This is a genomic window from Mesorhizobium sp. M0659, from assembly GCF_040320605.1.
GTDB lineage: Bacteria > Pseudomonadota > Alphaproteobacteria > Rhizobiales > Rhizobiaceae > Mesorhizobium.
Genome location: NZ_JAMYPY010000018.1, coordinates 105123 through 123653, shown reverse-complemented (window position 1 = coordinate 123653; position 18531 = coordinate 105123). Strand labels below are relative to the sequence as shown.

Below are 18531 nucleotides of genomic sequence, written 5' to 3'. Positions count from 1 at the left end.
CCCTCCCGCCCCCCCCTGTCTTCTTCTTTCTTGTGTCGTTTCGCCAACCCCCGCGGGCCCCGGCCGCCCCGGGGGCCCCCGCCGCCCCCCCCCCCCCCCCCACCCCGACCATCCAGCGAACTTCGGCCGGCTCTGCTCCAAGGGCTCGGCCCTGGGCGAAACCATCGACCTCGATGGCAGGCTGCTCTACCCCGAAATCCACGGTCGCCGTGCCGGCTGGGACGAAGCGCTCGATCTCATCGCTTCGACCTTTTCGCAAACCATCGCCGAGCACGGTCCGGACTCCGTCGCCTTCTATGTCTCCGGCCAGTTGCTGACCGAAGACTATTATGTCGCCAACAAGCTGATGAAGGGCTTCATCGGCTCGGCCAACATCGACACCAATTCGCGGCTATGCATGGCCTCCTCGGTTGCCGGCCACCGCCGCGCCTTCGGCTCCGACACCGTGCCCGGCACCTACGAGGATCTCGAGCTCGCCGACCTGATCGTGCTGGTCGGCTCCAATCTCGCCTGGTGCCATCCCGTGCTCTTCCAGCGCATCGCGGCGGCCCGGGAAAAACGACCGGAGATGAAGGTCGTGCTGGTCGACCCTCGCCGCACCATGACCGCTGATATCGCCGACATTCACCTGGCGATCGCGCCGGATGGCGACGTTGCTTTGTTCACTGGTCTGCTCGCCTGGCTCGGCCAGCACAACGCACTCGACCGCGCTTACATCACCGCCCACACGACCGGCTTCGGGCAAGCGCTCTTCGCTGCCTCGAAACTCGATCTTGCCGGCGTTGCCGCCGCCACCGGCTTGAGCGAAGAGGAGCTTGCCCGCTTCTATAGCCTGTTTGCCACCACCGCAAAGACAGTGACGGTCTACAGCCAAGGCGTGAACCAGTCGTCTTCGGGCACTGACAAGGTCAACGCTATCATCAACTGCCATCTCGCCACCGGCCGCATCGGCAAACCTGGGGCAGGGCCGTTTTCAGTGACCGGCCAGCCCAACGCCATGGGCGGCCGCGAGGTCGGCGGCATGGCCAATATGCTTGCCGCCCATATGGAGATCGAAAACCCCGAGCACCGCGACCGCGTGCAGCGTTTCTGGAATGCGCCGGCCGTCGCCTCAAAGCCCGGTCTGAAGGCGGTCGAGATGTTTCAGGCGATCGCCGCTGGCCGCATCAAGGCATTGTGGATCATGGCCACCAACCCGGTCGATTCGATGCCGGACGCCGATGCCGTCGAGGCAGCGATCAAGGCTTGCCCGTTCGTCGTGGTGTCGGACGTGCTGGCGAGCACGGACACCGTGCGCCACGCTCATGTGCGGCTGCCTGCCGCCGCATGGGGCGAGAAGGACGGCACCGTGACCAATTCAGAGCGCCGCATCTCGCGCCAGCGCGCCTTCCTGCCGGCACCCGGTGAGGCGCTGCCGGATTGGTGGATCGTTTCGGAAGTGGCGCGGCGGATGGGGTTTGACGAGGCGTTTTCCTATTCGTCGCCAGCGGAAATCTTCGCCGGACACGCCGCGCTGTCCGGGTTCGAGAATGACGGCGCACGGGATTTTGATATTGGCGCTTATGCTGGTGTTGATAAGGAGGCCTATGCAGCGCTTGAGCCTTTCCAATGGCCGGCGCCGAGCCCAGCCACCCCCCTCTGGCCTGCCGGCCATCTCCCCCGCAAGGGGGGAGATCAGCCGTCGCCTCGGCCTTCGCCAATTACCAACGATGCAGAAGATATGCCGGCGTCAAAGCTGCCAATCTCCCCCCTTGCGGGGGAGATGTCCGGCAGGACAGAGGGGGGTGTTCAAGCGGGACTTGACCCTTCCAACACCCGCTTCTTCGCCAACGGCAATTTCTACAATCCCGACCGCAAGGCCCGCTTCATCGCCATTCGTCCCATCGTCGAGACACGCACCAGCCCGGACTATCCGCTGATCCTGAACACCGGCCGTGTTCGCGACCATTGGCACACGATGACCCGCACTGGGAAAAGCCCACGTCTCTCCCAGCACATGGCCGAGCCCTTCGTCGAGATCCACCCGGCGGATGCCACGCATCACGGCATTGGCGACGCCGACATCGTGCGCGTCTCCAGCCCGCGCGGCGATGTGCTGGTGCGCGCGCTGGTGACGGCACGCCAGCGCCGGGGCAGCGTGTTTGCGCCGATGCACTGGACTGACCAGTCTTCGGCAAAAGGCCGGCTCGATGCGCTGACCGCGCCTCTGACCGATCCGGTTTCCGGCCAGCCCGCGCTGAAACATGTCGGCGCCCGCATCGAGAAGTTCGCCGCGAGAGCCTTCGGCTTCGCTGTGGTGCGCCGAAAGCCGGTGCCGGTCGCAGCAGATTACTGGGCCGTGGCCAGATGCAAGGGCGGCTGGCGGGTGGAGCTTGCCTTTGCTGGCGACGACATCGACTGGGCTGGTTTTGCTGGTTCGCTTTTCGATGTTCCCGTAGCCGACATGCTCGCCTATCACGACCGCGATACCGGCCAGCATCGTGTTGCTGCCTTCGACGACCAGCACCTCGCCGGGGCTTTGTTTATCGCGTCGGGACCGGTGGCGGTTTCGCGGGGTTGGGCGGCACAGCAACTCCAGGAAGTTCACACCAGCCAGCGCGAACGCTTCAGGATCGTCGCCGGTCGCGCCGGCGCCGATCGGCCCGATTCGGGCGCGACCGTCTGCTCCTGTTTCAGCGTCGGGGTCAACCAGATCGTGGCGGCAGTGGCGGCCGGGTGCACGACAGTCGAAGCCATAGGCGGCGCCCTGAAGGCCGGCACAAATTGCGGCTCCTGCCGGTCCGAGATCCGGGCGGTCATCCAGGCCAATCGGGTTCAGGCTGCGGAGTAGATGCGGCTGGCTGGGGAGGGGATCTGACGATATCCTCTTGGGCCACCATGGTCATCGATTGCGGAAGGTGGTGGCGGTCCTTTTCGGGCCGCCATGAGCGCGCCGGCAGGGGGGATCACCTGGCTTGGCTGTCTAATCCAGCCGGTCGCGCAGGATGCTCCAGGGGAGCAGCATATTCGGTGCATAGCGCACGAGCTTATGCAGCGGGATCGGCGCTGGCGGCGCGAAGGGGAGCGGCAGATCGCGGGCGTCCGTTCCGCTCGCCCAGTCCGCCAGCACTTTGCCCATTGCCGTGGTCATGGCGATGCCGCGACCGTTGCAGGCGAAGCCGGCGATCAGGCCCGGGCCGAGGTCGATGAGACGCGGCAGGAAATCCGGCACCACCGCCGCCACGCCTGTCCAGCTGTAGGCAAGCGGCGGCAGGTCAGGCAAATCGAGATGCCTGGCGAGCCGTCGCCAGATCGTTTGCGGCATGCGCGTCTCAGCGCCGGCTCCGACGACATGCATGCCGCCGCTGATCAGCCGGTTCTGGCCATCGAAGCGGCACGTGAACAGGTTGCGCCTGGTGTCGCCGACGCCCTGGCCGCCGGGCAGCAGGCGCGCGCGTATGGCCCGCGACAGCGGCGCAGTGGCGATCTGGAAGACTTTCAGCGGGATATAGGTCCGCGCCAGTGTCCGGTTCAGTGCCCCGCCATAGGCGTTGGTGGCGATCACCACCTTGCCCGCACGCACGGCGCCGGATGCGGTCGTCAAGGTCCAGCCATCCGCAGCGCGGTCAATGGAAGCGACGCGCGTCTGCTCGAAGATCCGCGCGCCGGCTTTTTCGGCGGCATCGGCCAGGCTGCGCGCATACTCGACCGGATTGAGGACGCCGCCAGATCTGTCCATCCAGCCGCCGGCATAGCCGTCGATGCCGGTGAGCTCCGTGACCGCCATGGCATCGAGCGCAACGGTCGGCCTGCCCCGCGCCGCCCATTGCTCGGCGCGCGATCGCGTCTTTTCCAGCGCGGCGGACGAATGCGCCGGCTGGATCCAACCATTCTGCACAGCGTCGCATTCGATGCCGTGCCGCTTGATCAGCCCGAAGACCAGGTCGGCGCTGCCGGCGGCGAAGTCAACCAGGCGCCCGCCGCGCTCGGGTCCGAGTTCGGCGATGATGTCGTCTGGATCCCGCTTGGCAAAGTTCGGAACGACGAAGCCGGCATTCCGGCCGGTCGCACCCCAGGCAAGGAATTCGGCTTCAAGGACCGCGACCGAAAGCCCCTTCTCGGCGGCATGCAATGCCGTCGACAGGCCGGAAAAGCCGCCGCCAACGATTGCGAGATCGACGTCGAGCCCGCCTTGCAGCGTGCCCCGGTCGCAGCGGTTGCGGCTGACGGCATGCCAGAGTGAAACGCCATGCACGTCTTGCCGGATCATGGCATTCATGGTCCGGCCTCGTTCTCGCTGGCCGCTGCCTTTTTCTGTTTGCCGGGCTTCGGCCGGCGCGGCCGATCGCCGAACAATCCGTTCGGCCGGATCAGCAGGATGACGCACAGCATGACGCCGATGGCGACGATCTGCAGCGAGGCCGCGCGTGCTTGCTGCTCGGGCGCAAACAGCACGCTGGTCAGCGTGCCCGACCCCGCCCATATCGCCCAGACCAGGATGCTGCCGGCAATGGCGCCGGCATTGCTGCCCGAGCCGCCGACGATCAGCATCACCCAGACCTGGAAGGTCAGGATCGGCAGATAGTTATCGGGCGCGATGAAGCCGGTGAAATGCGCCTGCAAAGCGCCGGCCAGCGCCATGATGGCGCCGCCGACGGCAAAGGCCTGGACGCGGTAGAAGCGCGCGCTCTTGCCCAGCGAAATCGCCGCTCGCTCGTCCTCGCGCAGCGCCTTGAGCACGCGGCCCCAGGGGCTGCGCGACAGGTGCTCCAGAGCGAGATAGGCGATCAGCGTCACAGCCGAAACGACGGCGAGGTTCGACAGGTTGAACAACAGCGGCGTTTCGGCAAGGCCGCCGAACGGGCGCGGGATGAAACCGATGCCGAACGGGCCGCCCGTGAGTTTTTGCGCGTTGAGCGCGACCAGCTGCACGACGACGGCGACGCCGAAGGTGGTGATCGCCAGGTAGTCTGATCGCAGACGCAGCGTGGCCATGCCGGTAATTGCTGCGGCGATACCGCCGACGATCATGGCGCCCGCCCAGCCGGCCAGGATCGGCAGACCGAAGCCGCCGAAGCGCGCGGCATCGTCCGGGGTCGTGAGCAGCGCCGATGTATAGGCGCCGATGGCGACGAATCCGGCAAGGCCGACATTGAAAAGGCCAGTCAGCCCCCACTGCAGATTGAGCCCCAGTGTGACCAGCGAAAAGATCAGTGCGGTGGTCAGGAAGAAGGCGCCGTAGCCGAGCAGGTCCATCAGCGTTCCCTCACACCAAACAGGCCGATCGGCCGCACGAACAGCACCGCCATCAGGATGATGAAGGAGATTGCGGCGCGCCATTCGGCGCCGATCAGCTGCACCGCACCGGCTTCGGCAAGGCCAATGATCAGGCCGCCGAGCACGGCGCCCGGTATGCTGCCGATGCCGCCCAGGATGGCGGCTGCGAACATCGGTAGCAGCATGTCGAAGCCCATGAACGGGCGGATCTGCACCAGAATGCCGATCATCACGCCGGCCACGCAGGCCAGCGCCCCGCCGATGATCCAGGTGACGCGCACCACGGAGGCAACATCGATGCCGACGATGAGGGCCAGGGCCGCATTTTGGCTCAGCGCCTGCATGGAGCGGCCGGTCTGCGTGCGTGTCATCAACAGATGCACGCCGAGCACCAGCACTGCGGTCAGCAGCAGCAGCGCGATCTGATCGGGCGTGATGCGGATGCCGAAGCCGACCGGCATGGCGATCTGGATCGCCCGGCTGAAATAGGTCGGGCGTGAGCTGAAGGTGAATTCGAGCAGGCTGCGCAGCGCCATCGAGGCGCCGAAGCTCGCCATCACCACGATGATGGCTTGCCCCTGCGAGCGCAGCCGCGAAAACAGCACCTTGTCGAGCAACAGCGCCAGCAGGGCGGTGAAAGTCATGCCGACAACCAGCGCAACCAGCAGCGGCCAGCCGAAAGACAGCGGTCCAATGGGGGCCACCTTGCCGAACATCGCGCCGATGGCGCTGACGACGGCGAGCGTCGCATAGGTGCCCCAGGCCATGAAGTCGCCATGGGCGAAGTTCGAGAAGCGCAGGATCGAGTAGGTCAGCGTCACGCCGATGGCGCCAAGGCCGATCATCGAGCCGGTCAGCAGCCCATCGACGACAAATTGCTGGCTCATGCCGCGCCTCCCTTGCCGACGGGGGACGGGCGTTGGCCGAGATAGAGTTCGGCGACGACAGGATCGTTCCACAGTTCGGAAGCAACGCCCTCGTGCCGGTCCTTGCCGTCGACCAGCACATAGGCGCGGTCGCCGATGGCAAGCGCTGCCTTGGCGTTCTGTTCGACCAGCAGGATGGTGACGCCGGACTTGCGGATGCCGGCCAGCATCTCGAACACCGTCGATACGAATTTCGGCGACAGGCCGGCCGACGGCTCGTCGAGCACCAGCACCTTGGGATGGACGATTAGGGCGCGTGCGACGGCAAGCATCTGCCGTTGTCCGCCCGACAGATTGCCGGCGGCGGTGCGGCGCTGGCGGACGAGGTCGGGGAAGGCCGCATACATTTCCTCGATGCGGGCAGGGATTTCGCGTCGCTCGAGGATGCCGCAGGCGACTTTCAGATTGTCCTCGACCGACATCAGCGGAAAGATGTTCTCCGTCTGCGGTACGAAGGCGAGGCCGAGCCGGACCATGGTGTGGGCCGGCGCGGCGGTTATGTCCTTGCCGTCCAGGAACACCGCGCCGCCGGTGATCGGGACAAGGCCGGCGATCGCCTTGATGAAGCTCGACTTGCCGGCGCCGTTGGGGCCGAGCACGACGACGATCTCCCCCTTGCCGACGGTGATCGAGGCGCCGCGCACAATCGGCACGCCGGGCTCATAGCCGGCCTCGAGATTGCGGACGTTGAGGACAGTTTCGCTCATGCCGCACCTCCGAGATAGGCCTCGATGACGCGCGGGTCGCGGGCGACCTCTTCCGCAGTGCCTTCGCTGAGCAACTGGCCGCTCGCCATGACCAGCACGCGGTGGCAGAGCCGCGTCACCATGTCGATATTGTGCTCGATCAGCAGAAAGGTGATGCCGCGCGCGTTGATGTCGCGGATGCGGTCGATGATGATCTCGAGCAGCGTTGCGTTGACGCCGGCCGCCGGCTCGTCGAGCAGGATGATCGCCGGATCGGCCATCATGACGCGGGCGAGTTCGAGCAGCTTGCGTTGGCCCCCGGAAAGCACGCGCGCCGGTTCGTGCGCCAGCCGAGCGAGCGAGACGAGCTCCAGCAGCTCGAGTGCCTTTGCCCTGGCTGCTCTTTCCTGTGCCGCCACTCGCCACGGCGTGACGAAGTTGGCGAGCAATTTTTCGCCGGCTTGGCCCTGCGCCGCCAGCATGATGTTTTCGATCAGCGTCAGATTGGGCAGGGGGCGCGGGATCTGGAAGGTGCGGCCAAGACCACGGCCGATACGCAGATGAGCGGCTTCGCCGGAGACGCGCGTGCCATTGAGCAGGATATCGCCGCTGGTTGGCAATATGCTGCCCGCCAACAGATCGAACATCGTCGTCTTGCCGGCGCCATTCGGCCCGATCAGGCCGAGGATTTCGCCCGCTTTGACATCAAACGAGACATCGTTGACGGCGACAAGGCCGCCAAAACGCCTGACGACGTTTCGTGCCGTCAGAACTGGCGCACGGGTCTCCTGCCGTTGGCGCTCCGCTGCATCGCTCATCAAACCCTCTGGCCGAAGACGATCGTTGTCGCCTCCTGATTTTTGATTTGTGATCACACTTGCGTTGATCACGCTATTCGGCTTTAATTTCATTCGCAAGCCGAAAACGGGGCAAATGCCGGTAATGCAGAAGGCTGCCATCGACAAGAACAACGGGACGATCGCAGCCCAGCTTACGCCGGTCGGCCGCGAGACGGTGCAGGATCGCGTCTATTCCGAGTTGCGCCGTGCTCTGATCGGTGGCCTTTTCGAGCCAAACCAGGTGCTGACTATCCGCGGTCTCGCCGATGCGCTGGTCACCTCGACCATGCCGGTACGCGAAGCGCTTGGACGGCTGATCACGGAAAAGGCGCTGGAGGCGCTGCCCAACCGCTCGGTGCGCGTGCCGCCGATCACGCTGGAGCGCATCGACGACCTCCTGCGTGCCCGCTCCCTCATCGAAGGCGAAGCGATCGCGCTTGCGGCCAGGCGCATGAGCCCGCGCCAGATCGCGTCGATCGAAGCCATGCTGGGCGAGTGGGACGAGATCCGGGCCCTGAAGCACAAGAAGGATATCGATCGCGAAGCGACGCTCAACCAGAGCTTCCATTTTGAGATCTACCGCTGCTGCGGCTCGGCTGTCCTGATCCCGATGATCGAAAGCCTCTGGCTTCAATCTGGACCCTGCATCCGCGTCGCCATCTATGCCTTCTCCGAGGCCGGCGAGGTCGATACCGCCCACTATCACCGTCGGATTGTCGCGGCACTTGCCAAACAGGATGCGCAAGCGGCGCGCGAGGCGCTGGTGGCCGACATCAGCCGCCCCTTCGCCTTCTTGCGCGACAAACTTCAATCGGCGAAGGATTGACATGACCAAGCCCGCCATCGGCATCACAGAACCACGCTCGAAGCTTTCCGTGACGGCGCTGCTATTGCCCGAAAAGGCGCCGGAGAATGCCGCCTTCCTGCTGGCGTATCTGGCGCAGCCACGCATCATCCCAGGCATCCATGCGATGTGGACAGGACCGGAAATCTCGTGCCCGGTTCCGTCAGCCGATCTCCACGGCCAGGCCTATGCCCAGTCTTTGCCACCGGAGAATGCAACGCTGACGCCGCAGCCCGGCGATATCGTGCTGTCCTATGTGCCGCCACGCGTGTGGGGCGGCAATCCCAATGCCATCTTCGATATCGGCCTGTACTACGGGCAGGGGGCGCGGCTGCTGTTCCCGATCGGCTGGCTGGCCGGCAGCGTGGTCGCGCAAGTGCTTGCCGGAGAGCGCGATCAGTTTGCCGCCGCCTGCGGCGTCATCCGCCGCAACGGCGCCTGTGACATCACCTTCAGCCTGGTGGAGGCCTGAATGGCCGACGACAGTTTCGAACTCTTCGATCTGCGCGTCGAAGCGGTCATCCCCGAGGGCAAGCCGGTCTATTGCGGCGCCAGGGCCGGCGACTATTTCGAACTCAAGGGCGAAATGCTGTCGCTGCCGGCGGGGCAGGGTTTTTCGATTTACTCGATCTCCGCCGTGTTGCCGCTCCTGGCGGCAAAGCAGCGCCCGACGCATGCAAATGACTGGATGACCTCGGATGCCGAGATCGCCTGTCCCGATCCCAATTGCGCCAGCCGGCTGCGGATCGTCAGGCTGGCCAAGCGGCGGTTCAGCCATGCCCAAACCACGGCTGTGCCGCTGCCGAAGGAGACCGACAAAAGATGAGCGCCAGGACCGTCGAACTCAGCCCCGGCTATACGATCTCGCGCGTCATCCGCGGCGGCTGGCAGCTGGCCGGCGGCCATGGCGCTATCGACCGCAGTCAGGCCGTGACCGACCTCATCGCCACCTTCGATGCCGGCATCTGGACCTATGATTGCGCCGACATCTACACCGGCGTCGAGGAACTGATCGGCGCCGCGCGCCTGCGGCTGGCCGGCGAGCGCGGTCTCGATGTTGCGGCCAGGATGAAGGTGCACACCAAGCTGGTGCCGGACCTCGAACGACTGGCAAGCATCAGCCGCGACTACATCAGGGGCATCGTCAATCAGTCGCTTCGCAGGCTGAAGACGGAGCGGATCGATCTTGTGCAGTTTCACTGGTGGGATTATGACCAGCCTCGTTACGTCGAGGCGATGGGTTGGCTCGACGAGCTTCGGCTGGAAGGCAAGGTGCGCAATCTCGGCACCACCAATTTCGATACGCCGAGGCTAGCCGAAATCCTCTCCGCGGGCATCCCGCTGGTCAGCCAGCAACTGCAATATTCAGTGCTCGACCAGCGGCCGGCAAACAGCCTTGCGGACCTTGCCGCTAAGAACGGTGTCCGCTTCCTCTGCTACGGCTCGGTGGCGGGCGGCTTCCTCAGCGACAAATGGCTTGGCGTGGCCGAACCCTCCACGCCGCTCGAAAACCGCTCGCTGGTCAAATACAAGCTGATCATCGACGACTTCGGCGGCTGGGAGCTGTTCCAGTCCCTGCTCAAGGCGCTGAAAGCGGTCGGCGATCGCCACGGCGTCGACATCGCCACCATCGCCTCGGCATGGGTGCTCGAGCAGCCGCAGGTCGCGGCCGTCATTGTGGGTGCGCGCAACCAGGCACATGCGCTGGCCAATACGAAAATCATGGACGTCGCGCTCGACGCCGACGATCGCGCGCGGATTGCTGCCGCCATCGCACAAGGCACCGGCCTCGCGGGCGATGTCTACGCGCTGGAGCGCGACCGTCATGGCCGCCACGGCTCGATCATGCATTACAACCTCAATGCGGGGAAGAAATGAGCGGAGAGCCTTCCCTTTTTTCGCGTGCCAGCGCTGAAATCATCGACCTGCATCGCTTCTTCGTCGACTGGTTTGTCGCCGCGCGAGCCGACGCTGTGGAGTTCGGCCGCTTCGAGGCTGTCATGGGCGAAAGCCTCACCATGGTGGCGCCGAATGGCCAGATCCTCGATCGCGACGCGGTCGTAGATCATGTCCGGACAAGCCGCGCCACTTGCGACGACGGTTTTGCCATATCGATCGAGGACATCAGGCCGGGTTGGCAGGACGCGGACACGATCGTCATCTTCTACATCGAGGCGCAACTGCGCGCCGGCAAACACAGTCGCCGGCAGTCCAGTGCGGTCTTCACCACCAGTTCATCGGCACCAAACGGCGTCGAATGGCGGCATCTGCATGAGACCTGGCTGCAGGCGCCGGAAGGCTGAACAGGCAAAAGTTCAAACAAGAAAAGGGGAACGGCAATGAAGAAGACGATACTTCAAATCACCACAGCACTGGCTCTCGTGACGATGGCCGGCGCCGCACACGCAGCGGACTGCAAGATCACCGTCGGCCTGGTCATGGAGCTCACCGGTCCGGCCGGCGAATACGGCCAGGCCGGCGCGAAGTCCGTCGAAATGGCCTTCCGCGACATCAATGAAGCCGGTGGCGTACGCGGCTGCGATCTCGCAACCGACACGCGCGACAGCCAGAGCCAGGGCAATATCGCGGTCGATGCCGCGACCCAGCTGGTACAGGTCAAGAAGGTGCCGGTGATCATCGGCGGCATCATCTCCTCGGTGTCGATCCCGATCCTGACCTCGGTCACCGGGCCGGCCAAGATCGTGCAGGTGTCGCCGGCTTCGTCCTCGCCGACGCTGACCGCCCTTGGCCGCGACGGCAAGACCAACGGCATCTTCTTCCGCACCATCACGTCGGATGCGCTGCAAGGCGTGGCCGCCGCCAAATACGCCATCGACAAGGGCTTCAAGAAACTGTCGATCATCCATGTCAACAACGACTTCGGCGTCAACATGGTGGCCGAATTCTCGCGTGCCTACAAAGCGCTCGGCGGCACCATCGTCTCCGACACGCCCTATAATGAAAAGCAGTCGAGCTATGCCTCGGAAGTGACGGCGGCGATGGGAGGCGAGCCGGACGGACTCTACCTCGTCAGCACGCCGGTCGACGGCGCAACGGTCGCCCGCACCTGGATATCGCAGGGCGGCGTGCAGAAATTCCTGCTCAATGACGGCATGAACAGCCCGGACTTCATCGAATCCGTCGGCGCCGATTATCTGAAGGATGCCTATGGTACCTCTTCCGGCACCAGCCCGACGGCATCCACCGACTATTTCCTGAAAAACTACAAGGAGTTTTCGGGCATCGAACCGTCGAACCCGGCAGCCGACCGTTCCTATGATGCCGGCGCCATTGTCGGTCTCGCCATTGCCATTGCCGGCTCCGAGGATCCAGCCAAGATCAAGGATGCCATGTACAAGGCGGTCGATCCTGCCGGCACACCGATCTATGCCGGCAAGGACGAGTTCGCCAAGGCGCTCGGCCTGATCAAGGACGGCAAGCCGATCCGCTATGAAGGCGTCATCGGTCCGGTCAGCTTCGACAAATATGGCGACATCACCGGTCCGTTCCGGCTGTGGAAGATCGTCGACGGCAAGGTGACGACCGACGGTGAAATGACAACCGACGACGTCAACGCGCTGCAGGCGAAATTGCAGTAGGCGCCGGTACATTGTCCGGCGCGATCTCCGTTCGATCTCTGGGAGATCGACGCCGGACAAGCAGTCCAACATCGGCGCTAGTTACGCGGTCAAGCGCGAAATCAGCCGGGTCAATATAACGACAGGCGGCTGGCCGGGCATGAAGACCTGCGGATTGGAGAGGGCGCCAACGATATGACCCACATAGTCTGATTTGTCGTAGCCGATTGACGATATCGGGTAGGCGTCGAAATTGGTCAGGGACACATTGTCGAAGCCATAGAGGCGGAAGCGGCTGGGCCGGTTGTCGGGGAAATCCGCCCGGCAGACATCCAGAACACCCATGGCCATCGCGTCGGACGTACAAAAGACCGCATCTGGACAGCCGCGTCCCGTCAGGCCGGCGGCTGCCGCATAGCCCGACTCGTAGGAATAGTCTCCCTGGACCGTCTGCAGCAGTTCAATTCCATGATGCCGGAACGCTCCGAGGTAGTGGCCGATGCGCAGCTGTTCGACTCGCGAGGACGAACGGCCGGTCAGCAGGCTGGCCGTGCGCGCGCGCTTGGCCGCCGCATCCGCCACGGCCTCGGCGATGCCGACGCCTTCATCGGGAATGACGGTGGGTGACTGATCGTCATGCAGTCCGTTCAGCATGATGACCAGGTCCGAGCGAAACATGCGCCGCACCGTCGCTGCATCGGCAAAGTCGGAGAACACCACGGCGGCATCGACATGATAGGCAACGCCGTTGCGCAGAAAATCCTCGACCCCTTCCGCCGAGCCGATGCGGATGAGGATGACCTGCTTGCCGATCGACTGGATCGCGTCGAGCAGCCGGTCGAACAGGTCGAGATCTGAAAGGTCGTGAATGTGGTTGACCACGACGGCAACCAGATTGACGGTCTTGGTGGTCAGGCTTTGCGCCAGGAGATTGGGTTTGTAGCCGAGCTGCGCGGCGGCCTGCACGACACGTTCGCGTTTGTCCGCCGAGACCGGTCGCGGTCCGCTCGACAGCGCACGGCTGGCCGCGGCACGCGACACGCCTGCCAGCCGCGCGACATCGGCGATCGTTGCGACGGCGCCTCGAGTGTGCGCCGATCGGTTACCGGTAGTGGGTGTCACCACAGCGGGTTGAGCGCCGGCGGGTTGGAGTCCGGCCCCCACCACTTCTTGTAGGTCGTCTCATAGGTGCCCGACTGGATGAAGTCGGACACGAACATGTCGAGCCAGCGGACGAATTCGGGATCGCCCTTGGCGACCGCGATGCCGATCGGATCGTTGGAATAGAGGCCAGGCAGCGTCACCAGGCTCGGTGTCTTGGTTGCGAGGTAATCGAGCAGTGAGGAATCCTCGATCGCCGCATCGACGCGCTTCTGTTGCAGCTGCAGAACCCCGTCGGGCGCGAACTGGTCGACATAAACGAGCTCTGCGTCCGGCACGGCTGCCTTGAGGAAGGTTTCGCCCGTGGTGCCGCGGCCGACGACAACCTTCTTGCCGGCGAGCCCCTTGAGGTCGGTTATCCCGGCATCCTTCTGGACGATGACGCGCAGCCCGGCCCGGTTGTAGGGGATGGTGAAGTTGACGGTCTTGGCCCGCTCGAGCGTTGCCGAGGTGTTTGCGACCGCGACATCGATCTGTCCCGACACCAGCATGGAAATACGCGCATCGCCCGAGACGTCGACGAACTCGACCGGCACGCCGAGCTTTTGCGCCAGCAGCGTCGCGACATCGACATCGTAGCCGACAGGGTTGTTTTGTGCATCCCGAAAGCCGATCGGCTCGCCGCCGAGCGATACGCCGATGCGAATGGTGCCGCGTGAGCGGATGTCGTCAATCATGCCGGCAAGGGCTGGAAATGCCGAACCGGCCACGATGGCCAGCGCGGCGAAGGCACGCACTACGGTTTTCATGGTTCCTCTCCTTATTTTCTAGTGACGCGTTTTGCTGCCCGCAATTCGGGTGCGGGCATGGAATCCTTCCAGAGCCAGTAGCGGACCTCGCCCTCGCATCTGAAATTCACCACCTCGTGGTTCTGCTCGGCGTCGACGGCGTGGATGACCACTCCGGCCAGGAAGCCGGTGTCGAGTTCAGCCAGTTCCTCGACCGCCAGCGCGACCGCATCCGACAGGGATCGGCCAAGCTTCATGGCCAGCACGACGGTCCGTGCGGTGGCGCAGCGCATCGTCATCTCGCCGGTATGGGTGCACGCCGCCGCGCCATAGCGGCTGTCGGCGTAAAAGCCTGCGCCGGGAATGGGAGAATCGCCGAGCCGGCCCGGATATTTCCACGCCCAGCCCGAGGTCGAACTCGCGGCATGGATGCCGCGCCGCGCATCCGCCGACAGGAAGACGGTGGTGTCGCGGACGCGCTCGGGATCGGTGATAGTACGGCTGAGCGGCGCCAGATCGATATCGGGGAATTTCGCCAGCTGTTGCGGTGTGAGTTCCTGTTGCAGCCGCTCCCACCAGACGCGCTTAGAGTCCTCGAACAAGACTTCGTCTTCGGCAAAACCGATTTCGCTGGCAAAGCGCCGCGCCCCTTCGCCGGTCAGCATCACATGCGGCAGGCGCTTCATCACCTGGTGCGCCAGGGCAGCGACCGCCAAGGTCCTTGGCACGGCGCCGACTGAACCGACCTCTCGTGTATTGCCATCCATGACGCCGGCGTCGAACTCCATCTCGCCCAGCATGTTCGGCCAGCCGCCATAGCCGACGCTTCGAACCTTGACCTCTTTCTCCACCATGCCGATGCCGGCAACCATCGCGTCCAGGCTGACGGCGCCATCGCGCAGCATTTGCACCGAGGTCTCGAATCCCGGCCATGCTTCGTTGTTGGCTAACAGCAGCATTCCTAGTCCTTGCGCATCCTGGAGAGAAACTGCGCAACCCGCGGCTGCGCCCGGCCGCCGTCCGCGGCGAAGAAACGATCCGTCGGCAGATCGACCACCAGCCTGCCCTTGTCGAGGAAGACGATGCGGTTGGAAATCTCGCGCGCGAATTCGATCTCGTGGGTGACGAACAGCATCGTCGTGCCTTGCGCGGCGAGCTTTGCCAGGATGGCCAGCACCTCGGAAGTCATTTCCGGGTCGAGCGCGCTGGTGACTTCATCGAGCAGCAGATAGCGCGGCTGCATGGCGAGCGCCCGGCAGATGCCGACACGCTGGCGCTGCCCGCCCGACAACTGCGCCGGGTAGGCGTTGGCCCGATCGGCGAGGCCGACGGACTCGAGCAGCTTGCGCGCCAGCGCCTCGGCCTCAGGGCGCGGCATCTTCAGCACCTCGATCGGGGCGAGCGTAATGTTCTGAAGCGCGCTCATATGCGGATAGAGGTTGAACAGCTGGAAGACGGTGCCTGAGCGCTTGCGCGCCTCGGCCAGCTCCTTCGGCTTGCTGACATCGAAATCGTCGACCGTGATGCGGCCCGACTTCAGCTTTTCGAGGCCGTTGAGGCAACGGATCAGTGTCGACTTGCCGGACCCCGACGACCCGAGGATCGAGACCACTTCGCCGGGCGCGATCGTCAGGTCGACGCCGTCCAGCACAGTGACCTCGCCGAACGCTTTGTGCACGTTTTCGATCTTGAGCATGTTAAAGCCCCCGCCAGGCGCTGTGCGCCCGCAGGCGGTTTTCAAGACGCTCGCCAAGCAGGGCGACCAGCTTTGCCGCGCCATAGTAGAGCAGCCCGACGACGGTCCAGACCACGAACGGCTTCAAGGTGCGCATGTTGAGGATGTGGCCGATCTTGGTCAGGTCGACGACGCCGATGACAGAAATCAGCGACGTCACCTGAAGCTGGTTGACCAGCAGCGCGACGAGCGGGCCGACCGCGAAGGCGGCAGCCTGGGGCGAAACGATATGGCGCAGGACCTGCCACCGGGTCAGGCCGAAGACACGCGCGGCCTCGACCTGCTCGCGTTCGATCGACTCGATCGCCGAGACCGCGATGACATAGACGAAGGCCGCGGTGTTCGCCGACAGAGTGATGGTCGCTGCGGTGACCGGCGTCACCCTTATATGCAGCAGGGCCGGCAGGCCGAAGAACACCAGGAACAGCTGCACCAACACCGGCGAGTTCTTCAACAGCTCCGACAGGAAGGTGACGACCTGGGCCAGAACCGGCACACGGTAGAACCGCACCAGTGCCCAGCTCAGGCCAATCAGCAGTCCGATCAGAGAGGTGACGAGAAACAGCGCGATGTTGGTGCCGAGACCTTGCGCCAGCAGGATCAGGTCGTAGGAGGTGAAGTCGCTGAACCGCATCAGCCGACCGCCTCCATCATGTCCCGATTGAGATGGCGGTGGAGCAGGGTGACGCCCAGCGAGACCAGATAGGTCAGGGCCGCATAGGCACAGAGCAGCACCACATAGACCTCGAAGGGCCGATAGGTCTGCGAGACGACGATCTGGGCTGAGCCGGTGAGCTCGTTGAGCGTGATGGTCGAGAGGATCGAGGACGTAAGGATCATGTTGATGAGCACGGATCCGAGCGGTCGCACGGAGGTGCGCAGCGCAATCGGCAGCACGATGCGGGTAAAGACCTTGCGCCTGGACAGGCCGCTCACTTCAGCGGCGTCGATGATGCCCTGGTCGATGGCGAGGATGCCGGCTCGAATGATGTCGGAGGCATAGGCGCCGCCGGCAATGGAAAGCGCCACGACGCCGGTGGTGAAGGCGTCGATGTAAATGCCGAGCTCGGGCAGGCCGTAATAGAAGAAGAACAGCTGGACGATGAACGGCACATTGCGGAAGAGATCGACGTAGACGAAGGCGATCCGTCGAAGCAGTGCCGAGGCGGAGGTGCGTGCGATCGCCACCAACGCGCCCATGACGACGCTTCCCACCAGCGACAGCGCGCAAGCCGCCGCCGTAAGTTCGGCGCCGCGCGCCAGAAAACCCAGATGCGGGAGCAGAATGGACAGATCGAAATGCACCGGCGGTCCCCAGTGAAACCGGTTTCACTCTTTTGGCTTTCGCCTCGTCTGTCAAGATGCAGGGTCTGGTTGCCGCCTGTGGCTTGCATTCGTTGCGATGATTCCGGTTCGCCTCATGCGCGCTATGTCTCAAGCGCCGGCAATTCGCCGCCGGCTTTCAGCTCGAGGACGCCGCCTATGCCAGCCGCGCGTCGCCGCAATCCCTCGGCCATGGCGGCTGGGGGCGGCGCCCTCGATTTTGCCGATCCCGGCGCCGGTGTCGGATTCGGCTACGTCACCAACCGCATGCTGGGTTTCGACGACGTCGATCCACGCCGCAAGGTGTTGATTGATGCCGTTTACGACGCGCTCTGACGTTGGGAGCCGTTATGCGCGGATGTTCCACATGGCGTCCGGCACAACCACCAGCTTGCCGACGAAGTCCTTGGCAACAAAGTCTGCCTGCGCCTTGTGAAAATCGGAGAGCCTGTAGACGCCGCCGACCAGCGGCCGGATTTTCTTCGCTTCGATGTATCCAATGATGCGGCGGAAGTCGGCGCGCGTGCCCTGGCTCGATCCGTGCAGTTGCAGCTGCTTGAGATACATGGTCCTGAGATCGAGCTGCACGACCGGGCCGGCGATGGCGCCGGCGGTGGTGTAGCGGCCTTCAGGTCGCAGGATGCGCAGCAGGTCGTTGAAGATCGCGCCGCCGACGAGATCAGCGACCACATCGATCGGCTGGTCGCCAGTGGCTTCATTCACGGCGGCGGGAAGATCGGCAACCCCACGGGTAATGACCGCTTCGGCGCCGATGTCGCGCACCGCCTGCTCCTTGCCCTTGCCGACGACCGCATAGGGAATGGCGCCGCGCGCCCGCGCCAGCTGCACGATGCCGGAACCGACGCCGCCTGAGGCGCCGGTGACCAGCACGCGTTCGCCGGCTTTCAGCCCGGCGCGCTCCAGCATCTGTTCGCCGGTGAGGTAGGCGCAGCAGAAGGTGGCGAGTTCGACGTCGCTCATGTCAGTATCGACGAAATGCGCATTCTCGCCCGGCACCGTCTGGTACTCGGCGTACCCGCCGTCGCGACCGTGGCCCATATAGTCAATGTCGGCGAGGGAATCGTCGTCGCGGTTGTAGATCGAAAAATCGACCATTACCCGTTCGCCGATACGGCCCGGGGAAACGCCTTCGCCGACGGCAGCGATGGTGCCGACCGTGTCGGTGCCCTGGATGCGCGGGAAGGTAAGCGTGTTGCCTTGCCGCCGCCACGTCGACACGGCGGCAGCGTCCTCCTCCGTGCCATAGGCGCCCTGGCGTACCCAGACATCGGTGTTGTTCATACCGCAAGCGCTGACCTTAACCAGCACCTCGCCGGCGGCAGGCACAGGCACTTTCACATCGCTGCGATAGACGAGCTTTTCCGGTCCGCCATGCCCGGTGAGCAGCACGGCGGCCATGGTGGCGGGGAGGGTCTTGGTCATGGCATTCATGGT

The 18531-nt window shown here is 64.4% G+C and carries 20 protein-coding genes; 8 read left to right on the top strand and 12 right to left on the bottom strand.

Annotated features, from left to right (window positions below):
- The first annotated feature begins 151 nt into the window (after positions 1-151).
- Positions 152-2830 carry a nitrate reductase gene (locus tag NKI31_RS24785; protein WP_352652796.1) on the top strand — a complete coding sequence of 893 codons (2679 nt, stop codon included), beginning with the start codon at positions 152-154 and terminating at the stop codon, positions 2828-2830.
- Positions 2831-2962: 132 nt separating this feature from the next.
- Here NKI31_RS24785 and NKI31_RS24780 read toward each other — a convergent pair whose 3' ends face one another.
- The 5 genes from NKI31_RS24780 to NKI31_RS24760 are packed head-to-tail and all read right to left on the bottom strand — an operon-like array spanning position 2963 to position 7686.
- On the bottom strand, positions 2963-4258 hold the full coding sequence (locus NKI31_RS24780; protein WP_352652792.1) for an NAD(P)/FAD-dependent oxidoreductase: 1296 nt from the start codon (positions 4256-4258) through the stop codon (positions 2963-2965).
- A complete protein-coding gene (locus NKI31_RS24775) occupies positions 4255-5238 on the bottom strand; it encodes a branched-chain amino acid ABC transporter permease (protein ID WP_023830392.1) in 984 nt (327 codons plus the stop codon). Before NKI31_RS24775 ends, NKI31_RS24780 begins: the two co-directional genes overlap by 4 nt.
- Positions 5235-6143, bottom strand: a complete 909-nt coding sequence (locus tag NKI31_RS24770; protein ID WP_352652791.1) for a branched-chain amino acid ABC transporter permease — start codon at positions 6141-6143, stop codon at positions 5235-5237. Before NKI31_RS24770 ends, NKI31_RS24775 begins: the two co-directional genes overlap by 4 nt.
- A complete protein-coding gene (locus tag NKI31_RS24765; protein WP_352652790.1) occupies positions 6140-6889 on the bottom strand; it encodes a branched-chain amino acid ABC transporter ATP-binding protein in 750 nt (249 codons plus the stop codon). Before NKI31_RS24765 ends, NKI31_RS24770 begins: the two co-directional genes overlap by 4 nt.
- Positions 6886-7686, bottom strand: a complete 801-nt coding sequence (locus NKI31_RS24760; protein ID WP_023682688.1) for an ABC transporter ATP-binding protein — start codon at positions 7684-7686, stop codon at positions 6886-6888. The genes NKI31_RS24765 and NKI31_RS24760 overlap by 4 nt, the downstream gene beginning before the upstream one ends.
- Before the next feature lie 124 nt (positions 7687-7810).
- Here NKI31_RS24760 and NKI31_RS24755 point away from each other — a divergent pair, with 124 nt between their 5' ends.
- From NKI31_RS24755 to NKI31_RS24730, 6 genes are read left to right on the top strand one after another with little or no spacing between them, the layout of a single operon-like run.
- Positions 7811-8533 carry a GntR family transcriptional regulator gene (locus NKI31_RS24755; RefSeq protein ID WP_352652795.1) on the top strand — a complete coding sequence of 241 codons (723 nt, stop codon included), beginning with the start codon at positions 7811-7813 and terminating at the stop codon, positions 8531-8533.
- Between the two features lies 1 nt (position 8534).
- Positions 8535-9023: a DUF3830 family protein gene (locus NKI31_RS24750; RefSeq protein WP_352652789.1), complete on the top strand. Its 489-nt coding sequence runs from the start codon at positions 8535-8537 to the stop codon at positions 9021-9023.
- Positions 9024-9377, top strand: coding sequence for a TIGR04076 family protein (locus tag NKI31_RS24745; protein WP_023682686.1), 354 nt, complete (start codon positions 9024-9026; stop codon positions 9375-9377).
- Positions 9374-10429, top strand: coding sequence for an aldo/keto reductase (locus NKI31_RS24740; protein WP_352652788.1), 1056 nt, complete (start codon positions 9374-9376; stop codon positions 10427-10429). The genes NKI31_RS24745 and NKI31_RS24740 overlap by 4 nt, the downstream gene beginning before the upstream one ends.
- Positions 10426-10854, top strand: coding sequence for a DUF4440 domain-containing protein (locus NKI31_RS24735; protein WP_023818578.1), 429 nt, complete (start codon positions 10426-10428; stop codon positions 10852-10854). The genes NKI31_RS24740 and NKI31_RS24735 overlap by 4 nt, the downstream gene beginning before the upstream one ends.
- Positions 10855-10890: 36 nt before the next feature.
- Positions 10891-12150, top strand: a complete 1260-nt coding sequence (locus tag NKI31_RS24730) for an ABC transporter substrate-binding protein (RefSeq protein ID WP_023692246.1) — start codon at positions 10891-10893, stop codon at positions 12148-12150.
- Between the two features lie 81 nt (positions 12151-12231).
- Here the strand turns inward: NKI31_RS24730 and NKI31_RS24725 are convergent, their stop codons facing one another.
- The 6 genes from NKI31_RS24725 to NKI31_RS24700 are packed head-to-tail and all read right to left on the bottom strand — an operon-like array spanning position 12232 to position 17058.
- The gene (locus tag NKI31_RS24725) at positions 12232-13254 is read right to left on the bottom strand and encodes a LacI family DNA-binding transcriptional regulator (RefSeq protein WP_023804426.1); all 1023 of its coding nucleotides are present in this window, start codon (positions 13252-13254) and stop codon (positions 12232-12234) included.
- On the bottom strand, positions 13248-14039 hold the full coding sequence (locus tag NKI31_RS24720) for a transporter substrate-binding domain-containing protein (protein ID WP_352652787.1): 792 nt from the start codon (positions 14037-14039) through the stop codon (positions 13248-13250). The genes NKI31_RS24725 and NKI31_RS24720 overlap by 7 nt, the downstream gene beginning before the upstream one ends.
- 11 nt (positions 14040-14050) lie before the next feature.
- Positions 14051-14977: an isoaspartyl peptidase/L-asparaginase gene (locus NKI31_RS24715; RefSeq protein WP_352652786.1), complete on the bottom strand. Its 927-nt coding sequence runs from the start codon at positions 14975-14977 to the stop codon at positions 14051-14053.
- A gap of 2 nt (positions 14978-14979) precedes the next feature.
- A complete protein-coding gene (locus tag NKI31_RS24710) occupies positions 14980-15714 on the bottom strand; it encodes an amino acid ABC transporter ATP-binding protein (protein ID WP_352652785.1) in 735 nt (244 codons plus the stop codon).
- Position 15715: 1 nt separating this feature from the next.
- Positions 15716-16387 carry an amino acid ABC transporter permease gene (locus tag NKI31_RS24705; RefSeq protein ID WP_023667866.1) on the bottom strand — a complete coding sequence of 224 codons (672 nt, stop codon included), beginning with the start codon at positions 16385-16387 and terminating at the stop codon, positions 15716-15718.
- Positions 16387-17058, bottom strand: a complete 672-nt coding sequence (locus tag NKI31_RS24700) for an amino acid ABC transporter permease (protein ID WP_023807549.1) — start codon at positions 17056-17058, stop codon at positions 16387-16389. Before NKI31_RS24700 ends, NKI31_RS24705 begins: the two co-directional genes overlap by 1 nt.
- Before the next feature lie 177 nt (positions 17059-17235).
- On the opposite strand from NKI31_RS24700, the gene NKI31_RS24695 reads away from it, so the two are divergent.
- Entirely contained in the window at positions 17236-17412 is a 177-nt protein-coding gene (locus tag NKI31_RS24695; RefSeq protein ID WP_023692240.1) for a hypothetical protein, read from the top strand.
- Between the two features lie 12 nt (positions 17413-17424).
- Here the strand turns inward: NKI31_RS24695 and NKI31_RS24690 are convergent, their stop codons facing one another.
- The gene (locus NKI31_RS24690; protein ID WP_023726286.1) at positions 17425-18528 is read right to left on the bottom strand and encodes an alcohol dehydrogenase family protein; all 1104 of its coding nucleotides are present in this window, start codon (positions 18526-18528) and stop codon (positions 17425-17427) included.
- Positions 18529-18531: the final 3 nt, after the last annotated feature.

Coding starts and splice junctions, on each gene's coding strand:
- NKI31_RS24780 (WP_352652792.1), bottom strand. CDS start 4,258: ATGAATGCCATGATCCGGCAAGACGTGCATGGCGTTTCACTCTGGCAT.
- NKI31_RS24770 (WP_352652791.1), bottom strand. CDS start 6,143: ATGAGCCAGCAATTTGTCGTCGATGGGCTGCTGACCGGCTCGATGATC.
- NKI31_RS24765 (WP_352652790.1), bottom strand. CDS start 6,889: ATGAGCGAAACTGTCCTCAACGTCCGCAATCTCGAGGCCGGCTATGAG.
- NKI31_RS24760 (WP_023682688.1), bottom strand. CDS start 7,686: ATGAGCGATGCAGCGGAGCGCCAACGGCAGGAGACCCGTGCGCCAGTT.
- NKI31_RS24755 (WP_352652795.1), top strand. CDS start 7,811: ATGCAGAAGGCTGCCATCGACAAGAACAACGGGACGATCGCAGCCCAG.
- NKI31_RS24750 (WP_352652789.1), top strand. CDS start 8,535: ATGACCAAGCCCGCCATCGGCATCACAGAACCACGCTCGAAGCTTTCC.
- NKI31_RS24745 (WP_023682686.1), top strand. CDS start 9,024: ATGGCCGACGACAGTTTCGAACTCTTCGATCTGCGCGTCGAAGCGGTC.
- NKI31_RS24740 (WP_352652788.1), top strand. CDS start 9,374: ATGAGCGCCAGGACCGTCGAACTCAGCCCCGGCTATACGATCTCGCGC.
- NKI31_RS24735 (WP_023818578.1), top strand. CDS start 10,426: ATGAGCGGAGAGCCTTCCCTTTTTTCGCGTGCCAGCGCTGAAATCATC.
- NKI31_RS24730 (WP_023692246.1), top strand. CDS start 10,891: ATGAAGAAGACGATACTTCAAATCACCACAGCACTGGCTCTCGTGACG.
- NKI31_RS24720 (WP_352652787.1), bottom strand. CDS start 14,039: ATGAAAACCGTAGTGCGTGCCTTCGCCGCGCTGGCCATCGTGGCCGGT.
- NKI31_RS24715 (WP_352652786.1), bottom strand. CDS start 14,977: ATGCTGCTGTTAGCCAACAACGAAGCATGGCCGGGATTCGAGACCTCG.
- NKI31_RS24710 (WP_352652785.1), bottom strand. CDS start 15,714: ATGCTCAAGATCGAAAACGTGCACAAAGCGTTCGGCGAGGTCACTGTG.
- NKI31_RS24705 (WP_023667866.1), bottom strand. CDS start 16,387: ATGCGGTTCAGCGACTTCACCTCCTACGACCTGATCCTGCTGGCGCAA.
- NKI31_RS24695 (WP_023692240.1), top strand. CDS start 17,236: ATGCCAGCCGCGCGTCGCCGCAATCCCTCGGCCATGGCGGCTGGGGGC.
- NKI31_RS24690 (WP_023726286.1), bottom strand. CDS start 18,528: ATGAATGCCATGACCAAGACCCTCCCCGCCACCATGGCCGCCGTGCTG.